This is a genomic window from Chitinophagales bacterium (genome assembly GCA_017303415.1).
GTDB lineage: Bacteria > Bacteroidota > Bacteroidia > Chitinophagales > Chitinophagaceae > SpSt-398.
In genome coordinates, this window is record JAFLBJ010000001.1 from 972644 (window position 1) to 991820 (window position 19177).

16 protein-coding genes are annotated in these 19177 nt (G+C 46.5%); 4 read left to right on the forward strand and 12 right to left on the reverse strand.

The features are described from left to right. Nucleotides 1-147: 147 nt before the first annotated feature. The 3 genes from J0M30_04330 to J0M30_04340 all read left to right on the forward strand — a co-directional run bounded on the left by J0M30_04330 (nt 148) and on the right by J0M30_04340 (nt 2992). Nucleotides 148-537, forward strand: a complete 390-nt coding sequence (locus tag J0M30_04330; protein ID MBN8666707.1) for a hypothetical protein — start codon at nt 148-150, stop codon at nt 535-537. 116 nt (nt 538-653) lie between these two features. Then, nucleotides 654-1322: a carbonic anhydrase gene (locus tag J0M30_04335; GenBank protein MBN8666708.1), complete on the forward strand. Its 669-nt coding sequence runs from the start codon at nt 654-656 to the stop codon at nt 1320-1322. 95 nt (nt 1323-1417) lie between these two features. Next, nucleotides 1418-2992: a SulP family inorganic anion transporter gene (locus tag J0M30_04340; GenBank protein MBN8666709.1), complete on the forward strand. Its 1575-nt coding sequence runs from the start codon at nt 1418-1420 to the stop codon at nt 2990-2992. A 2-nt stretch (nt 2993-2994) separates the two neighbouring features. Here J0M30_04340 and J0M30_04345 read toward each other — a convergent pair whose 3' ends face one another. From J0M30_04345 to J0M30_04400, 12 genes are all read right to left on the reverse strand, one after another. Then, nucleotides 2995-4401, reverse strand: a complete 1407-nt coding sequence (locus tag J0M30_04345) for a TolC family protein (GenBank protein ID MBN8666710.1) — start codon at nt 4399-4401, stop codon at nt 2995-2997. 67 nt (nt 4402-4468) lie between these two features. Then, complete coding sequence (locus J0M30_04350) at nt 4469-5758, reverse strand: HlyD family efflux transporter periplasmic adaptor subunit (GenBank protein MBN8666711.1); 1290 nt, start codon at nt 5756-5758, stop codon at nt 4469-4471. Between the two features lie 17 nt (nt 5759-5775). Beyond that, nucleotides 5776-7434, reverse strand: a complete 1659-nt coding sequence (locus J0M30_04355; protein MBN8666712.1) for an ATP-binding cassette domain-containing protein — start codon at nt 7432-7434, stop codon at nt 5776-5778. A 67-nt stretch (nt 7435-7501) separates the two neighbouring features. Continuing rightward, entirely contained in the window at nt 7502-7795 is a 294-nt protein-coding gene (locus tag J0M30_04360; GenBank protein ID MBN8666713.1) for a hypothetical protein, read from the reverse strand. 98 nt (nt 7796-7893) lie between these two features. Continuing rightward, a complete protein-coding gene (locus J0M30_04365) occupies nt 7894-9798 on the reverse strand; it encodes an acetate--CoA ligase (protein MBN8666714.1) in 1905 nt (634 codons plus the stop codon). Nucleotides 9799-9925: 127 nt separating this feature from the next. Further along, entirely contained in the window at nt 9926-10300 is a 375-nt protein-coding gene (locus J0M30_04370) for a response regulator (GenBank protein MBN8666715.1), read from the reverse strand. 13 nt (nt 10301-10313) lie between these two features. Next, a complete protein-coding gene (locus J0M30_04375; protein ID MBN8666716.1) occupies nt 10314-13022 on the reverse strand; it encodes a GHKL domain-containing protein in 2709 nt (902 codons plus the stop codon). Beyond that, nucleotides 13019-13234, reverse strand: coding sequence for a hypothetical protein (locus tag J0M30_04380; GenBank protein MBN8666717.1), 216 nt, complete (start codon nt 13232-13234; stop codon nt 13019-13021). The genes J0M30_04375 and J0M30_04380 overlap by 4 nt, the downstream gene beginning before the upstream one ends. A 79-nt stretch (nt 13235-13313) precedes the next feature. Then, entirely contained in the window at nt 13314-13571 is a 258-nt protein-coding gene (locus J0M30_04385) for a hypothetical protein (GenBank protein ID MBN8666718.1), read from the reverse strand. Nucleotides 13572-13595: 24 nt separating this feature from the next. Further along, on the reverse strand, nt 13596-15170 hold the full coding sequence (locus J0M30_04390) for an MHS family MFS transporter (GenBank protein MBN8666719.1): 1575 nt from the start codon (nt 15168-15170) through the stop codon (nt 13596-13598). A gap of 15 nt (nt 15171-15185) precedes the next feature. Beyond that, on the reverse strand, nt 15186-16577 hold the full coding sequence (locus tag J0M30_04395; GenBank protein MBN8666720.1) for a hypothetical protein: 1392 nt from the start codon (nt 16575-16577) through the stop codon (nt 15186-15188). An 88-nt stretch (nt 16578-16665) separates the two neighbouring features. Continuing rightward, on the reverse strand, nt 16666-17094 hold the full coding sequence (locus J0M30_04400) for an IS1 family transposase (protein ID MBN8666721.1): 429 nt from the start codon (nt 17092-17094) through the stop codon (nt 16666-16668). Nucleotides 17095-17221: 127 nt separating this feature from the next. Between J0M30_04400 and acs the strand changes: the two genes are divergently transcribed. Next, entirely contained in the window at nt 17222-19147 is a 1926-nt protein-coding gene (acs, locus tag J0M30_04405; protein MBN8666722.1) for an acetate--CoA ligase, read from the forward strand. The last annotated feature ends 30 nt before the right edge of the window (nt 19148-19177 follow it).

A 19177-nucleotide genomic window follows, 5' to 3' on the forward strand; every position in this document is an offset into this window, starting at 1 on the left:
TGCGCTGTAATCCAACTATTTTGATTGTTGGATAAAATTTGAAGAAAAATGACATTTTTTTAAACAAATTCAGGTATCGGCATGTTAAATTTGCCTCCCTTGATTCAGCAAGAACGGGGTGACCCCCGTGGGAAAATAAGCCTATATTTGAGCGCATTACAAAAAGGAATGAAAAAAAACCGGAAGTTACATACACGACTACAGATCCTTTCCGCCATCGGAATGATCGTAGCCCTTAGTTGGCTTACGGTGAGCATGCCTTTTGTGTATGCCAGCCAGCAGGAATGGGCCAAGATCACCCATTCTGCCAACGGGTCCCCACTTTCGGGTAATGAGGAAGAGTCCTCCTGCCCAATGGGTAATGCCACTGAAGAAAAGGCACCCAGCAGTACCAATCTCTCTGAAGAGTATTTGCACGATCACTTTACCACACATCATTTTAGTTCCGAACTATCTACTTATCACAAAAGTGATGATGATGGTACCTATATCGCCTTTCACGGCGAAATGCTTGTTCCTCCTCCGAACCAAGCTTAAAATCATCTTTTTTACAGAATGCCTTGAAACCTGCTAAGGTTTTCACCGGGCGAGTTTACTGAACCGATTTATTTATCGGCATACGGCTTATTGGACGTGTGCCCCAAAAAAAATGTATGAGAAAGCATTCAAAAGAATACCTGGCCAACCTGACACCTGAGAAATGTTTTGAGATCCTGGTAGAGGGTAACCAGCGTTTTGTAAGTAACCTGAACAATGACCATGATCATTTGGAAATGATCAATGAAACCCGGGAAGGACAGTATCCTTTTGCCGTGGTATTGAGTTGCATGGATTCCCGCACTTCGGTGGAATTGATCTTTGACCAGGGACTGGGCGACCTGTTTAGCATTCGTGTGGCAGGAAATATTGTGAATGAGGATATCCTCGCCAGCCTGGAATATGCCGTCAAATATGTAGGGAGCAAGGTGTTGATGGTGTTGGGACATACCGAATGTGGGGCCATTCGCAGTGCACAGGCGGGAGTAAAAGATGGTCATATCACCGGTTTGCTGAAAAGGATCGAGCCTTCGATCAGCAAAGCCCTCCTGTCGGGTGAAAAGAATGGTTATCTGTTTAAGGACAAAGTGGCCTACACCAATGTAGAGAACAGCCTGGAAGAGATACTGACCGGTAGTCAGATCATTCGCGGCATGTTTGAGAAAGGCGAAATTGGCATCATCGGTGGTGTGTACAATGTGGACAATGGGAAAGTAGATTTCTTTAAAAATCTGACTGGTTCAAAAACCAGTGATTTGGCCACAATGAAAGCGCATGCTGTTTAACCAGGATTATTAATTATTAATTATTGATTATGGAAGGCGAGAGCCTTTCCGATCAATAATCAATAATCAGTAATAAATAATTAATAAAAAAGTAAATGAAGAATTATATACAACATTTTCGCACTGACCTCCTTTCGGGCCTGGTCGTTTTTCTGGTGGCCCTTCCGCTGTGCTTAGGCATTGCTGTAGCCAGTGGGGCGCCCCCTTTTGCCGGAATCATTACCGGGGTGATCGCGGGAATTCTGGTGGGTGTCTTAAGTGGTTCCAATGTAAGTGTATCTGGCCCGGCGGCGGGTTTGATCGCTATTGTACTGGCAGCCATCACTGATATGGGCTATGAGCCCTTTTTGCTGGCCGTGATCATTGCCGGTGGTATTCAATTGTTATTGGGATTTTTAAAAGCGGGAAGTATTTCCGCCTATTTCCCTACCAGTGTAATTGAGGGGATGCTGGCTGCGATCGGTATCATCATCATCAAGAAGGAGATACCACACGCCATTGGTTATGATAAAGCCCATGAGGGTGATTTCTTTTCCTATGAATTGCTGAGCGATGATAAAGGATTCTTCACCGAGATCATTCACTCCTTTAATTACGCCCATGCCGGTGCCATCCTCATTACGGTGGTATCCCTTGGTATCCTTATTGCTTTCAACAAGATCGCCTTTCTTAAAAAAATTAAATTCATTCCCGGTGCCCTGGTAGCAGTTACCGTGGGGATTATCCTGAATGAGGTATTTAAATCCACTGGTTCGTCCTTAGCTATTTCACAGGATCACCTGGTTACCCTGCCCACTGCCTCCAACTTCAACGAATTTATCGGGCAATTCCATGTTCCCTCTTTTAAAGGAATATCAAATCCCGATACCTGGATCGTAGGGGTAACGATCGCTATTGTGGCCAGTATCGAAACCCTGCTCTGTCTTGAGGCCGGGGATAAAATGGATCCATGGAAACGGTATTCAAGCGCCAATACGGAATTGAAAGCGCAGGGTATAGGCAATGTACTTGCCGGATTGATCGGTGGTTTACCCATGACCTCTGTGATCGTTCGTACCTCGGCCAATGTCAATGCCGGTGCGCGTACCAAAATGTCAACCGTTATACATGGTATACTCCTTCTGCTTACTGTGATCCTCATTCCGGGCTTACTGAATAAGATACCTATGGCCTGTCTGGCTGCTATCCTGATCATGATCGGTATCAAACTGGCCAGCCCCAAAGTATTCAAACACATGTGGAAGACAGGAAAACATCAGTTCATTCCATTTGTGGTTACCGTAATTGCCGTAGTGGTTACCGATCTGTTGAAAGGTGTGGGTATCGGTTTGGTGGTAAGTATATTCTTTATCCTTCGGGGGAATATGAAACTGGCTTATTTCTTTAAAAAAGAGAAACACCATGAAGGTGAAACCATTCATATCGACCTGGCACAGGAAGTTTCTTTCCTGAATAAAGCAGCGATCAAACAAACCCTGGCGCATCTGCCTAAAAACAGCAATGTAATAATCAATGCCGCCAATACAGTTTATATTGATTATGATGTATTGGAATTACTACGTGATTTCCTGGAGTTTGGTTCCAAAGAAAAAAACATTACCGTTACCCTGGCTAATTTCAAGCCGGCGTATAAGATGGAAGATGCGGATCACGTGTACTCCGGGAACTAAGATTACAATCCTCCCGTAGCCCAGGTAATCGCATAACCTGTTTTGAAAAACTTAGCCCTCAGTTCCTGCAGTTTCTGCAGGGCCTCGAGGGTTTTGTTTTCGCGGGTATTGACCAGAAACAGGGAGCTTTCCCCGGATTCAAATCGCAACTCTTCCGCTTTTTGCAGGGCCAGATAGTTTCGATAGGCCTGTTCCTGGATACGGATCTGTTGCTGCAGGGTCTTCCATTCATTATAGTATGACCTGAGTTTATTGCCGATCTCGAGTTCTTTTTGATCCTGTTGCCAACGGGTCTCATCGATCTTGAGTTTGGCCTTGCGGTATTCCCCACGTCCTTCTGAAAGTCGCAAGGGGATACCCAGGGTAAGCCCATATTGGAAACTGTTTTCAAACAAAGGGCCGGTGGCCGTTTTTAAAATATCATATCCCTTTCCCAGTTGGTTGTATTTAAAATCCACGGTAGGCAATAACCCCTGAAATTTCAATTTCTTCTCTACATCCAACGCTTTGAGTTTGTAATCGTACACTCGTAAAACAGGATGTTGGGTCCTGGTGATTTCCAGCAAAGAATCCAGTCGGGGTTCGGCGATAAGGTTGGTATTGATCGCCTGCCATTCACCCGAAGGACGAACAGTGGCTGGTAGTTCGTAAGGTGTACCCTTATCTGTCCATAAAAAAGTGGATAATAATAAACCTGCATTTCGAAATTCAAGCAAGGCCTGGTCCCGCAGGTATTCAAAATTCTGAAGCTGGGCAAGTGCCTCTGTGGTGTCTACGGCAGCGCGATCACCCAGCAGATAAGCATTCCTCACCAGGGTCAATCTTTTCCGGTTTACTTCTACAGCATCTTCCAGTATTTTATATTGCTGAAACTGTTTGGCCCATTCCCAATAAGCCTCCATGGCGTTCAGAAAAAGATCGTTCAACAGCATGCGTCTTTCCTGTTCAGACGCCTCCTGAAAGATCTGAGCGGTTTTTAACGCTGCCCGCCTTTTATCCATCAAAAGATTCTTGGCCAGTGGTACGGATAAACCAATATAACTGGTTTCGCCACTTGTTTCTGTTGGATCGGTACGTGTTCCTGAAAGGTATTCCAATCCAGCCTCCACTTCGATCCCAAACCAGGTGGGGATATTGACCGAGGGGCGGTTATAATAGTAATAATCGGATCCGTCGAAGGTCTTTTGCGCGGATGTATTTTTTAAATAGGGGTCAAAGGCTCCCCGGGATATGGTGATATCCGCCTTAGCCTTTTCCACCAAGATATCCGCTTGTTTGGCCACCGGGTGAAGTGTGCGAATGATCTGCAGCACTTCTTCGGGGGCAAGCGTTGGGCCACCTGACTGTGCCCAAAGCCTGTTTATATTTCCTGAAAGGAATAATAGTATTAAGAAAATTAATTTTTTCATCCTGGTTGAGGTTAATGCACAATCAATAATTAATAATTAGTAATCAGTCACTCGTTCAGTGCTATTACTACTTCGTTTTATAATAGTCAGGCGGAAACCCATTGATGTTTCGCCACAATTCATACCAAACAGGCACATCTTTCAATAAGGCAATGCCTTGTGCGCCAGCTCCGATCTTGAGTTCCCTGGGCCAGGGTTTATCAGCCGGGTCTTCTTTCACCAGCACCCTGAACCGGCCATTGGCGCTTACATTACTTTCCACGGCTACGATCTCTCCGCCAAATGTTCCTGAGGAAGCGCTTGGCCAGCCACTGAATACAATGGCTGGAAACCCATCAAACAGAAAACGCACTTTTTGTCCGGGTGCAAGCAGAGGAAGATCGAGGGGTTGAACAAACATCTCCACCGCAAAGGAGATCTGATCGGGTACGATCTCCGCGATCATGTCCCCATCTTTCACATACTCACCAATACCGGCTTTTTGTGCTTTGACAATCTGGCCACTTTGTGGAGCCAGAATGTAATACATTCCGTTTCGGATGGAATAACTGGCATACAGGTTTTGGAGTTTGGCAATTTCCGCTTGTCCACCGGCAATTTGGGTGAGTGATTGAAATTGCTCGCCCTGTGCCTTGGCCACTTTCTCCGCATTTTCCTGTTGCAGTGCGTTCATCTCAATACGGGTAATGGTGATCTCCTGTTTTGTATTGGCCAGTTTGTTTTCGGCACTGATCTTTTTTGCCAGCGCGTTCTGATAAAGTTGATTTCTGGTTTCCAATTGGGTAAGGGAAACGAGACCACTATCATACATTTTTTTCTGTCGATTGAATTGAACCGTGCTGATCTGGAGTTCATTGTTGGCTGCCGCTGCTTCCGCACTATCGGCCTGAACCTTTAATTCCAATTGAAGAAGTTTGTTACTCAGTTGATCCAATTTCAGGGTCAGGCCATTGTTGATGGCACCGATCTGTTGCTGGGTGGCAGCTACTTTGTCTTTATAATATTCCACCGACATTTCCTTTCCGGTCAATTGCTCTTTGGTACGGTCAAGTAATTGGGGGTCCAGATAATCAGCTTTTACCTCCGTGAGTTGTACAAGTGTATCACCGGCTTTTACATAATCACCTTCCTTGATATACCATTTAATGACCCGTCCGCCGATGATGGTATTCACCTGCTGGGGACGCTGGTTCTGGTACAAGGTGGTTACCTGGCCCTTGGCGCGGATATTTTGTGTCCAGGGAAGAAAAAGGAAGAGGACAAATATGCCCATGCAAACCAAAAACCAGATCCTCACTCGGCTTTGCCGGTTGTGGAGGTAGATATGATCGTAGGATCGTATAGAACTCGTTGTCATTTTTTGTTGGTTGTTGTTTATTGAATGGTTTGAATCCGCCCATCTTCCAGGTGAATGATCTTTGTACACTGGTTGATGAATTGATTATCATTATTTACCACCACCACGGTCGTATCTTTTAATCCCAGTAGCAGGTCCATCACCTGTTGGCGATAGGTATCTGCCATATTATTCCAGGGATCTTCTAAAAGGAGGAGGCGCGGATTGGAGGCCAATGCACGGACCAGTAGAATTTTATGGATGACATTTCTTGCCAACCGGTTACCGGTGGGATCAAGGGGTGTGTCATATCCTTCCTTTAACCCATTGATGAATTCACTCAAGCCGGTTCGATTGGCCAGGTCAACGATATATTCCTTCTTGATCGATTCATTACCCAGGGTGATGTTTTCCCAAATGGTTCCCTGAAAAATATCCTGTTGGTTTAAAAGAATACCCGTTTGCGCCCGGATCGATGCCAGCTCATAATTCCCCAGGGGGATATCATCCAGCAGGATGGACCCTTCGAAATCGGTATATATACCGGTCATCAACCGAAGCAGGGTTGATTTGCCGCTGCTTTCTTTTCCGGTAATGCTGATCTTTTCACCTGGTTGAATAAGCAGGTCGATATCATGCAGGATATTCTTTTGTGGTGAAAAGCCAAAAGAGACATTTTGCATTTCCAATTTCAATCCTTTGCCATTGGCGGGTAATTCCAGGGTGCCGTTATCTTCTACCGGTTTATCGGTGAGTTTAGCCACTTTTTCAACGGAAGTAAGTGTGTCATAAACAGTACCCAGGTTCATGATCAGTTTTTCCACGGAGTTCAATACAAGCAGGATCACGATCTCGGCCGCAATGAATTGTCCGATGGTCAGTTGCTGATTGATCATCAGCATGGTACCTACAATGAGCATGGCGGCAGTGATCACTGTTTTGAAGATCACGAGGACATGGTATTGAAAAAGCAGGATGCGAAAGTGATTGTTCTTTGAGTCCAGGTAACCGATCACATATTCATCGGTCTTCTTCAGGTGCATATCATTCTTGCGGGCGAGTTTCATCGATTTGATCACCCGCGCGATCTCTTCGAGCCAGCCGGCTACTTTATACTTGTAGGAGCTTTCATTCAAGCTGGTTTCCAAGCCTGAACTTCCGGTATAGCGAAGAATGAGCCAGAGCACCAGTACCAGGATAGATCCAAACAGGATAAAGGCCGGGTGGTAAAAGGAAAGAAGGATCAACCCAAACAGGATCTGGATAGTGGCGGTGGGAATATCCAACAGGATCTTTGACAGGCTTTTTTGTAAAACAGGTACCTCAAAAAACCGGTTGACCAGTTCGGGAAGATAGACCGCATCATTTTTTTTCAGGTCAAGTCTTGGGATATGCGTGGCAAAAGCAAAGGCGTAGCGTACAAAGATCTTTTGCTGAATTTTTTCGATGATCTTCATTTGGTTCACCTGCATGAGACCAACCGCCAATACACCGGCTACGACCAACGAGATAAGAATAACGAGTGAGGCGCGCATGGAGGCACCCAATACATAGCTGATGATGGCCTGAATTCCCAACGGCAGGGAAAGTTGTATTAAGCCATTCAACACGGCATAAAAATAAATGGCCGTAATTTCTTTACGTTCCAGTTTGACCAGGTTCAATATCCTGGCCACCGGGTTCAATTTCGGAGGCATACAATTATTTTAAGGGAAATGAAAAAAGGATGGTTTTACCATCGGGTCAACAGGGCATGGGCCCGGATCACAACACCCGGTTGGGAGGGGGTGTATTTTTTTCCAAATAAGGGGTCAAATGCGGTAAGCCTTTTTCGAGGGAAACGGAGGTTTTTCTTTTGGCTTCAAAAACGGGGCTTGACAAAACAGCCATCGGGTCCTTCTTCTCTTTTTTCTCATCGACCGAATTACCTTTATCCTTGTTCTTTTCTTCGTCGATATTGAAAATCAATGTTTTACCAGTATCCAGCATAGAAAACGCCAGGGGTATGACCTGTACAGCCGAGAAGATGAGCAGCAGGAAAATGGCGATTTTTTTCATGGTTACGGAGTATAACGCCGGGCATGTAAAAAAGTTTAAGAAAAAGGTGAATTTAACCTCCGGTTTGGAGGCAGTTTTTACCAGAAAAAGACCGGATATTATCCAATTTGAAATGCCATGCCGATCCCTCTTTCCTCCAGTCTCGCAGCAATTTCCGGAAGGATGGCGGGGTCATCAATGGTGGAGGGCACCGAGTAGGCTTGCCCATCGGCAATATGACGTATGGTTTTGCGCAATATCTTCCCGCTTCGTGTTTTGGGCAGGCGTTTTACAATGGCCGCATTACGGAAGTAAGCCACTGCACCAATTTTTTCACGGATCAAGGCGACCAGCTCCTCTTCCAGTTCTGGCTCAGCGATTGTTTTGCCATCTTTTAGTACCACCAGGGCAACTGGTCTTTGCCCGCGGAGTTCATCGGCAATACCCATAACGGCACATTCGGCAATGGCAGGGTGGGTAGCCACCAATTCTTCCATTTCACCGGTACTCAACCGGTGGCCGCTTACATTGATCACATCATCCACCCTTCCCATAATATAACAATAGCCATCTTCATCCATATAACCTCCATCACCGGTTTGATAATAGCCGGGGAAGTGCTGGAGATAACCGGCAATGAATCGGTCATCGTTGTTCCATAGCGTGGGCAGGCAACCGGGTGGCAAAGGGAGTTTGACCGCAATGAAACCTTCTTTCCCTTTTTCGAGTTCCTCCCCATCATCGGAAATAATATGCACCTCATATCCGCAAACGGGTAGTCCGGCAGAACCTGCTTTTGCCGGTATAGATTCCACACCCATCATGATCCCTACCATGGGCCAGCCTGTTTCGGTTTGCCACCAATGGTCAATAACCGGTTTCTGCAACAGGTCCTTTATCCAATGGTAGGTGGCGGGATCGCAGCGCTCGCCAGCCAGAAACAAATGGCGCAGTGACGAGATATCATACTTTTTTAGTTCATCTCCTTCATGGTCTTCTTTCCGTATGGCCCGTATCGCGGTAGGTGCTGTAAAAAGTACATTTACTCCATGTTGCTCTATAACGCGCCAAAATGCACCGGCATCCGGAGTACGAATGGGTTTGCCTTCGTACAATACACTGGTGCATCCCTGTAATAGCGGGCCATATACTATATAACTATGCCCGACCACCCAGCCAACATCACTCGCGGCCCAGTACACATCACCCGGTTTTGTATTGTAAAAATGATCCATGCTGAATTTTAACGCGGTGGCATAACCGCCATGGTCCCGAATAATGCCCTTTGGTTTACCGGTGGTGCCTGAAGTATAGAGAATATAGAGAGGGTCAGTAGACAAAACGGGAACCGGATCGGCTTCCTTATCCCCGATCAGTGTATTAAAATCGATCTCAAAGGGCGCTTCCAATACGTCCTCACTGCCCGGTCGCTCATAAACAATTTTATATAAAGGTTTATGATTGGCTTCAACAATGGCCCTATCCACCAGGGGCTTATAGTGTATGTATTTATCAAATTCGATCCCATAACTGGCCGTGATAATGGCTTTAGGATGTGCATCATCGATACGCATGGCGAGTTCATGGGGTGCAAATCCGCCAAATACCACCGAGTGGATCGCGCCGATTCGGGCGCAGGCCAACATCGCGACTACTGCTTCGGGTATCATCGGCATATAGATAATGACCGTATCTCCCCTTCCAATACCCAGGGACTGTAACCCTGCGGCAAATTTTGCCACATAGGTTTTTAATGCGGTGTAGGTATACGTTTGAATGGTATGGGCTACCGGGGAATCATATACAAGAGCCAACTGATCTCCCCGGCCCTGATGGATCTGATCGTCGAGACAAAGCTGCGCCATGTTGATCTCTCCATCGCAGAACCAACGATAAAACCCTTTTTCATTTTGAGAAAGAATTTTTTCGGGATGTTTATACCAATGCAATTGAGCGGCCTGGCGTTGCCAGAATTCCTCTTTGTGCTCAATGCTGTCTTTATAAAGGGAGCGGTATTTTTCCATGGTGCAAATCGTTACCTACAAGGTACAGCAGGCAGCTTGCAGATGGAGGGGAAGTATACCAAATAACCAGAAAATTGGCCTCGAGAGGGTAGAATAGCAGACCCTGGATTATGCTTTCCGGTGGTGATTATTCATTCACCAGGTCCTGCATTTGTTTCAGCAACTGTCTTGTGCTAAATGGCTTGGTTATGTAGAGGGAGGCGCCGAGGTCGTATCCCTTTTGGATATCTGATTCTTTAGATTTGGCGCTCATGAAAACCACTTTGGCATCTTTGAGTTTTTTGTGGCTCTTGATATGTTTACAGATCGCATATCCATCCACATCGGGCATCATGATATCAAGCAGGACGATCTGTGGAACTTGTTTTTCAACCAAATCGAGGGCTTCGGTGCCATTGCGGGCAACCATGACGTCAAAGCCATTTTTTTTCAATAAAAATTCAAGCGACATCAGGATGTAGGGATCATCATCTACGACCAGTATTTTTTTTGAATCACTCACGGTTCAAACAATATTATTGATGGATCGGGAGTGTAAAGATAAAGCGGGAACCCTTTCCTTCTTCACTTTCCACACCAATTTTGCCATTATGCATCTCCACGATCTTCTTACAGATGGCCAGTCCAAGTCCCGAGCCCTGTGGTTTTTTCAGGGTCTGGTTTCGGGCCTGGAAGAACTTGTCAAAAATGAGTTCGTGTAGTTCCGGGGGTATGCCTTTCCCGTTATCTTCCACCCATACCTGCCATTCGTCGTGGTTGCTATGAACGGATATTTTGATCTCTCCCTTACCTTCCTCTACAAATTTGATGGCATTGGAAAGCAGGTTATACATCACTTGTTGGATCAGGTCGGCATCACACCGCAGGAGGATCATGGAATCGGGGATCTGTTTACGTATGACCACTCCTTTTTCTGAAGCAAGGGGGCTGATGGCACGGATACTGTCTTCGATCAAAACATTCAACATGACATTTGACAGATCGAGTTTTTGGCGTCCACTTTCATAACGCTCCAGGTTGAGCACCTGGGTGATCAGGTGGCTGAGTCGTTCTGTTTCGCGGATGATGCCGGAAAGAAAATGCTGTCTTTCCCCGTCCTCCATGTCCGAGTGATCATGCAGTATCTCGGCCATGGCCCTGATAGAGGTGAGGGGTGTACGGAGTTCATGGGTGACGGTATAAAGGAATTCATCCTTCATCATGTCCATATCCTTCAATTGCTCATTTACCTGTGTGAGCTGGTCTGTTGCTTTTTGAAGCTCCGAGGATTTACGACGCAATTCCTTGTTCAGTTCCATCATCTGTTGTGACTCACGCAGGATATGCAACACTTCGCTGATCTTGAGTTCTTCTTCCTTGGTAACACTGCTTACCATGATACGGGCGGACGCAGAGCCGATCACTCCACTGAGTACCTTTTCGGCAAATGCGACCAGTCTTGGATCTGCCTTTTTTGACTCCATCGATATTTTATGCCTTTGGGCATAGTTGACCAGTATCTTGTCGGCCCGTTCTTCGCCCAAAAAATTTCGCAACAGTGAATTCAGGTCCGGCAGATAGGCTGTTCCCTTCCAGATCACACTATTGTCTGATTCGGCTGAATGGCGAAATATATCGACAAAAATTTCTCCCTGATAGATCTCCCGTGCAGATTTTTCGCTGTTGAGCGATACGGAAACAAAGACAACCAAATTGAACAACATACTCCAGAAAAAGCAATGCGTAACAATGTCCATTCCTTCCATACCAAAAAGGGAATGGGGTTTGAGCCAGGAGAGTCCGAATAATCCATTTTCAAGAATATCCTTGCTGATGATCCCCGCGTTGGCCATGGAAGGTATGACGGCGGTAAAGAACCAAATGGCAAATCCGGTAAGGATACCTGCCATGGCTCCTTTTTGGGACGCATGCTTCCAGTAGATTCCTCCAATGATGCTTGGTGCCAGTTGTGCTACCGCAGCAAAAGAAATCATACCGATGGAGACCAGGGTGAAATGTTGCGCCACCAACTTGTCGTACAAATAGGCAAGGGCGATGATCAGCAGAATACTAAATCGGCGGATGTTCAGGATGGTCCCTGTCATTTGCCGGTCACCCCTAGTTTTAAAATTTTTGGTACTCAACAGCAAGGGCGTGGCAATATTATTACTCACCATGGTACTAATAGCGATCGTTTCAACGATGATCATGCTGGTGGCTGCTGAAAAACCTCCAATGAAAATGAGAATACTTAACAGACCCGCGCCTTGCTGAAGAGGTAAGGCTAAAACATAGGTATCTGCATTTACCCCGGCGCCAAGCAACAACTTTCCACCGAAGGCGATGGGAAGAACAAAGATATTTATGAGTAATAGGTACAAGGGGAAAAGCCAGATAGCTTTCCGGACATGGCTCTCCTGCACATTTTCCACTACACCCAATTGAAACTGCCGTGGAAGAAGCAGGATGGCGAGCATGGACAGCAATATATACCCCGACCATTGGGTATAGGAAGTATTTCCTTCCATTTTAAAAAGATGGGATAGGGAAAGGTCATTCCCGGCCTTGGAAAAGATATCGCCAAAACCATTGAATACGCCATAGGTTACAAAAATTCCTGCGGCCAGGAAGGCCACCAGCTTGATGACCGATTCAAAGGCGATAGCGGCTACCAATCCTTCGTGTTTCTCGGAAGCATCTATGGAACGGGTGCCAAATAAAATGATGAAAAAACTCAAAGCCAGCGAGAGGTAAAGGGCTTTATCCTGCAGGATATTTCCAAGTCCCTGTGAATCGGTGGTAGTGCCTGAAAGCACATCCATACTGAGCGAGATCGCTTTTAGTTGCAGGGCGATATAAGGAATAATACCGGCCACACAGAGCAATGTAACCGCTACCGCAAGGGAGAAATTCTTTCCGTACCGGGTAGAGATCAGGTCAGCAATGCTGTTGATGCGCTGGGTTTTGCAAATTCGGATGACCTTACGCAGAACAGGCCAGAAGAGGGCCGCCATAATGGTAGGGCCAATATACACTGAGAGAAAGATCAATCCCTGTTTGGAGGCCTGTCCCACACTTCCATAATAGGTCCAGGCAGTACAGTACACTGCCAGGGAAAGTGCGTATACATAGGGATTGTTTATCAGACTTTTTCCACCACGTTGCCGCCGCTCGGCATAATACGCGATCCCAAATAGCAGGCAAAGATAGCCAAGGGCGCTAATGATGACGATCCAGTTGTTCATGCTTCTTTGCGGGGTTTATTACCTCTGCGCTCCGCATTTCGGTAGAGCAGGATGATGCCAAAGATCCAGGCTCCAAAAATATAAATAAAGGATGCCGGTATACCGCGAAAAGTGATGGGTTTATCGGCGAGGCTGATGAGGGGATAGGAAAAGAGTGCCGTCAATAAAATGGCAAGAAAGACAAACCGCTGTCGTTTGAGACGGTCGGGCATAGCGCGATTTTAACCAAAAGATAAGTATAAAAATGAAATAACCGCCATGATCTCATGGCGGTTATTTCAAAGCCCGGTATTAGTCTTCTTTTATATGCAGGTGATGTTCTTTGTCTTCATAAATGTCATACTCTCCTTTGATGGCATAGTAGCCAAACACGAGCAGACCTCCCACAATGATGGGGGTGAGGATAAAGGCATAAATGATGGCCGGGATCCTGTCCTCGGGTTTGGGGCTTTCAAATTTGGGAATGGCCTGCGATACGATCAGGTAATAACCTGCGATCAATGCCAGGGCGATCCAAATAAGTCCCATATATTTTCTGATCTGATTCATAAATTTCGTTTGTAAGGTGAAAAATTAGTCTTCGATGCGGTTATCTTCTCCGTTAATATACAACACACCGATGACCAAACAGACGGCAGCAATGATGATCGGATACCAGAGCCCTTCCAGGAAGGGTTTATCATACGGTAGTTTTTCCCCCAGTTTCGCTGCAGTTTCATTGGCCTGTGTAGCCTTGGTGGCCAGGAAAGTAGCCACGGCAGGCAGCAGGCCTCCAAAGATACCATTGCCGATATGATACGGCAACGACATGGACGTATAGCGGATACGCGTGGGGAACATTTCCACCAGGAAGGCGGCAATGGGACCATAGACCATGGTTACAAAAAGCACCTGTACAAAAACCCAGAACACGAGTTTCCAGAAGGAGCTTTTATCCAGGATTGCTGTTTTGGTGACTTTGACATCCTTGGCCGGATCGGCCTTGCTGATATCAGCATGCAGGGTTTCTTTTTTTACTTCAGTCAATACAGTTCCATCGGTATACACCCTGGATATCGTGGTGGTTCGCACGGAGTCGCCCGGATGTTTGGCATCAGCATCAGTTTTTATCACTGTTTTTGCCTGATCTGCGATCTCTGTTTTGACCTTTACACTTCCGGCATCATACATTGATGAATATATATAGCGATAACTTACGATCGCGATAAACATACCGATCATCATGATCCATTTTCGCCCGATACGGTCGGACAAGGCGCCAAATACCACAAAGAAAGGAGTACCAAAAAGCAGGGCCCACATGATCAGTTTACTGGCCTGGGATACATCCACACTCAAGGTGTTCTGAATAAAGCTGAGTGCATAGAACTGTCCGGTATACCATACAACACCCTGGCCCATGGTAGCGCCAAAGAGGGCGAGCAATACAAATTTGAAATTCAGGCGGTGTCCAAAGCTTTCTTTGAGCGGGTTTACCGAAACTTTTCCTTCTGCTTTTACTTTGGCAAAGAGAGGTGATTCTTTCATCCGCATCCGGATAATGATGGAAATGGCCACCATGATGATGGAGATCCAGAATGGAACACGCCAGCCCCAGTCATTGAATTTGGATTCATTCATGGATCCTTTGACCGTAATGATCACCAGGAGGGAAACAAAGAGACCAACGGTAGCGGTGGTTTGAATCCACGAGGTCCAAAAACCTCTTCGTTCAGCCGGCGAATGTTCGGCTACATAAGTAGCAGCCCCACCATACTCACCACCCAGGGCAAGACCTTGGAGAAGGCGAAGGACCAACACCAGGATGGGGGCAAGATAGCCTATGGATTCATAGCTGGGGATACAACCAATAAGAAATGTAGAAAGCCCCATGATGACAAGCGTCAGGAGAAAGGTGTATTTGCGACCAATAAGGTCACCCAGCCGGCCAAAGAACAAAGCGCCAAATGGACGAACCACAAACCCCGCAGCAAAAGTGGCCAGGGTGGACAAAAGCGCCAGGGTTGGATTGCCCGAAGGAAAGAACTTGGTGGCGATGATGGTGGCCAAGCTTCCGAAAATATAGAAGTCGTACCACTCGATCAAAGTCCCCACCGAAGAAGCGGCAATGATACCGGCCAGCCCCTTTTTTTCTGTTTGGAAACTCATAATAGTTGATTTTGTTTAGAGGAAAATATGTGTTTGAAGGGTGAGTTGTCCTTTGGTGCCACTACGCATCGGATTTCCGCTTGATGTTTCATACACCGGTCTTGTACTGTACTGCAAAGTGACCTTGGCATTATGCCCACTGACCAGGTAATTCAGGCCCAGGTCCATTTGCCCGGAAGCCTTCCCGATACGTTCAAAATTTTTATAGGTAAATGTAGCATATGGCATGAAAGCTGTCCCGTTTTTTAATTTAGGAAGCAGGTAACCTACCTGAGTGTACCAGATATTTCCGGTTCCTAAAGTGGGTTGCATATTGCCCCCGCCCGACCAGCTTGATTTTGGGTTACTGCTCACCGTTTGGGTGTTTGCATGGAGGTTCAGGATGCCGATATTACGCAGGTAGTTAGGGCCATAGTCGGAGTGATAGAATACACTATACACATTTAGCGCAGTACCCTTATTCTTATTCAGGGGCATATCCAGAAAAACATCCAGACCCAGGTTGGTTTGGGCATGCTCTTTAACCGGAGCCGTAGAAGAAGGCTTGGTAGCCGTAACGCCTTTTTGATGATACCATCCGGCGCCGATATTAAATACCTTTTTACTTCCCAGGTATGAGCCTACAAAGAAGGGGAGTACATTGCTCTCTTTATCACGCAACATAATGTTGAAATAACCTCCCGTGCTCCAGTGTTCATTGAGAATATGTGTAGCATTGGTGCTGGTAACCGTATTGGGTGCCACACCAAAGGCAAAAGGCTTATTCAGATGAACCCGGTAATCAAACCTGCCGAGCTGCCCTTTGGCATACATACCAAGCTGACGAGCAAACTGATCGGTGGTTTCTATATTGTACCAATTGAAAATTGGCGCATCCATGGTCATGAAGTTGAGCGTGCTTTGGCTGCTCAACCGCGATACCCCATTCCAATAATGGAGTCCGGCGCCTACATGCAATTTCACCGGTTTAAGGGCAAACTCGGTCCACGCATCATGGATATACAATTGAGGACGCTTTCCACCCTGTCCTGAGGCGCTGGCCCCGGTACCAAGGGCACCCGAACCACCCCCATTCAAGAAACTCTGGTTGTTCATGCCCCAATGACTGATGATCATAAAACGGGGAGAAACCTGCGCCTGAATAAGAAAACGTGAACGGCGAATGGCCATGTCATTCGAATTCTTCTGGAAATTTCCATTTACATCCAGGGTGCCTGGATTGTTTTCGACGTGGGTGATCCACATCTGGTGCCAGGTAATGAAGCGGATGAATTTCTGACCCTTTTCATCCAATTTAATGACCATGGGTTTATAGCTGTGGTCAACTCCGGGGGTGGCATTACCCTGGGCGCCCGCTTTTATTAAAGCGCAGACAGCTACGGCAAGTGCAATCGTTTTTTTTGGCATAGCAAGTAAGTTTAAATGCATGCCGAATATCAAACATTGCTCAGGCAGTTGCCAAACGCCGGGTATATTCGTGCTAATTGTTATAGTTTTATCCTCCATTTTTTCGGAAGCGCTCCCATTTTATCACCATGAATTTGTCGCCCAGTTCGGTGATCATACACCCTGCACTCTTCATCGACTCCTTATCCCTGAAAAAATCAAGCAGCTCCCCGTGTGTCAATACTTTGTAAGTAGGCCGGTATTCATAATTTGCCGGGGCTTTCACATTGTATTTTTTCACCCAGTTCATTACCGATACGTGGCTGATGCCCAGAATACGCTCGATCTCCCGAAACGTGACCCCCTCAATGTATAGTTGAAGTGCTTTGATAACATAGTAGGGGTCTATATTCTTCCCCTCCTTCAAAACAGTAAAGGAATAGGCGCAATGCTTGCAACGATAACGTTGCCTTCCTTTGACGATACCGCTTTTAATGAGTTCCTCCCCGCGGCATTTTGGGCAAGCAATCTCTTTCATGCAATCGTGTTTGAAAGCAATATAATTCTTTAGCTATATCATTTTAGCATAAATATACCATTTTAGCAAAATAAGGTTTCCCCCCGGTTGGTTTCTTCTTTACTTTTATTGCCTCAAACCGATTGTCATGTCATACCCCTTTCAGATCAAGTCAGCCGAAGAGTATCATGCCGCCTACAAAAAGAGTGTAGAAGACCCCGAAGGCTTTTGGGCCGGGGTAGCGGATAGTTTTTATTGGAGAAAAAAATGGGATAAAGTACTCAACTGGAATTTCGCCGAACCAAATATTGAATGGTTCAAGGGCGGGAAATTAAATATCACCGAGAATTGTATCGATCGCCATCTGGAGAAGATGGGCGACAAGCCGGCCATCATCTGGGAGCCCAATAACCCGGAGGAAAGAACCCGTGTGGTAACCTATAACCGGTTGCACAAGCGTGTTTGTCAATTTGCCCAGGTGCTGCGCAACAATGGTGTAAAGAAAGGTGACCGGGTATGTATCTATATGGGGATGGTGCCTGAGCTGGCTTATGCGGTACTTGGATGCGCCCGTGTAGGGGCCATTCATAGTGTGATCTTTGGCGGATTTTCCGCGCAAAGCATTGCCGATCGTTTGTATGATGCCAATGCAGAATTCATTGTGACCTGCGATGGAGCTTATCGGGGAAACAAGGATATTCCTTTAAAAAGTGTGATCGATGATGCGTTGATCGGGAACCGGACAATCAAAAAAGTAATTGTCTATACACGGACACGTACCCCGGTCTCCATGCTCAAAGGCCGCGATGTATGGTGGGAGGATGAAATGGAACATGCCGAACACCAGGTGGAACAGGAAGGCAAGGTTCATTTTCCGGCGGAGGAAATGGATGCGGAAGACCCCTTGTTTATTTTATATACCTCGGGCTCTACCGGCAAACCCAAAGGCGTGGTGCACTCCTGTGGCGGGTATATGGTGTACACGGGCTACACATTTGTAAATGTTTTTCAATACCAACCCGAGGATATTCATTTCTGTACAGCCGATATTGGCTGGATCACCGGGCACAGTTATATATTATATGGTCCGTTAAGTGCGGGCGCTACCACCCTGATGTTTGAGGGGGTACCCACCTGGCCGGATGCAGGCCGTTTCTGGGATATCGTGGATAAGTACAAGGTCAATGTGCTGTATACGGCGCCCACGGCTATTCGTTCATTGATGGGATTTGGGTTAGGCCATGTACATGGCCACAAACTCGATTCGCTAAAAGTACTCGGCACGGTGGGCGAACCCATCAACCAGGAAGCCTGGCATTGGTATGATGAAAATATTGGAAAAGGCCGATGCCCGATCGTTGATACATGGTGGCAAACGGAAACAGGCGGCATACTCATTTCCAATATGGCCGGTATAACACCTGCCAAGCCTACCTATGCAACCCTGCCCTTGCCCGGTGTGCAACCCATCCTTGTGGATGAGAACGGGAATGAAGTGCTGGGTAACAACGTCAGTGGCAACCTTTGTATAAAATTCCCCTGGCCTTCGATCATTCGCACCACCTATGGTGATCATGAGAGATGCCGCACCAATTATTTCTCGGCCTACCCCAATTTATATTTTACCGGTGATGGAGCCTTGCGTGATGAAAACGGAAACTACCGTATTACCGGCCGAGTGGATGATGTATTGAATGTAAGCGGTCACCGGTTGGGTACTGCTGAAGTTGAGAACGCGATCAATATGCACGCGGGAGTGGTGGAAAGCGCGGTAGTGGGTTATCCGCACGATATCAAAGGACAAGGTATCTATGCATATGTTATCTATGAGCATGTACATGGTGATGAAAACCTCACCCGGCAGGATATTTTACAAACCGTAACCCGTGTGATCGGGCCTATTGCCAAGCCGGATAAGATCCAGTTTGTTCCCGGTTTACCCAAAACCCGAAGCGGAAAGATCATGCGGCGTATCCTGCGCAAGATTGCCGAGGGAGATATGGATAACCTGGGCGATACCACCACTTTGCTCGACCCGGGCGTGGTGGAGGAGATCAAGCGGGGGCGGGTATAACCTCTTTAAAATGAGGCTAATAGACCAAAA

Bases quoted from the DNA above. Each gene is read 5' to 3' on its own strand.
- J0M30_04335 (MBN8666708.1), top strand. From the start codon at position 654: ATGAGAAAGCATTCAAAAGAATACCTGGCCAACCTGACACCTGAGAAA.
- J0M30_04340 (MBN8666709.1), top strand. From the start codon at position 1,418: ATGAAGAATTATATACAACATTTTCGCACTGACCTCCTTTCGGGCCTG.
- J0M30_04345 (MBN8666710.1), bottom strand. From the start codon at position 4,401: ATGAAAAAATTAATTTTCTTAATACTATTATTCCTTTCAGGAAATATA.
- J0M30_04350 (MBN8666711.1), bottom strand. From the start codon at position 5,758: ATGACAACGAGTTCTATACGATCCTACGATCATATCTACCTCCACAAC.
- J0M30_04355 (MBN8666712.1), bottom strand. From the start codon at position 7,434: ATGCCTCCGAAATTGAACCCGGTGGCCAGGATATTGAACCTGGTCAAA.
- J0M30_04360 (MBN8666713.1), bottom strand. From the start codon at position 7,795: ATGAAAAAAATCGCCATTTTCCTGCTGCTCATCTTCTCGGCTGTACAG.
- J0M30_04365 (MBN8666714.1), bottom strand. From the start codon at position 9,798: ATGGAAAAATACCGCTCCCTTTATAAAGACAGCATTGAGCACAAAGAG.
- J0M30_04375 (MBN8666716.1), bottom strand. From the start codon at position 13,022: ATGAACAACTGGATCGTCATCATTAGCGCCCTTGGCTATCTTTGCCTG.
- J0M30_04380 (MBN8666717.1), bottom strand. From the start codon at position 13,234: ATGCCCGACCGTCTCAAACGACAGCGGTTTGTCTTTCTTGCCATTTTA.
- J0M30_04385 (MBN8666718.1), bottom strand. From the start codon at position 13,571: ATGAATCAGATCAGAAAATATATGGGACTTATTTGGATCGCCCTGGCA.
- J0M30_04390 (MBN8666719.1), bottom strand. From the start codon at position 15,170: ATGAGTTTCCAAACAGAAAAAAAGGGGCTGGCCGGTATCATTGCCGCT.
- J0M30_04395 (MBN8666720.1), bottom strand. From the start codon at position 16,577: ATGCCAAAAAAAACGATTGCACTTGCCGTAGCTGTCTGCGCTTTAATA.
- J0M30_04400 (MBN8666721.1), bottom strand. From the start codon at position 17,094: ATGAAAGAGATTGCTTGCCCAAAATGCCGCGGGGAGGAACTCATTAAA.
- acs (MBN8666722.1), top strand. From the start codon at position 17,222: ATGTCATACCCCTTTCAGATCAAGTCAGCCGAAGAGTATCATGCCGCC.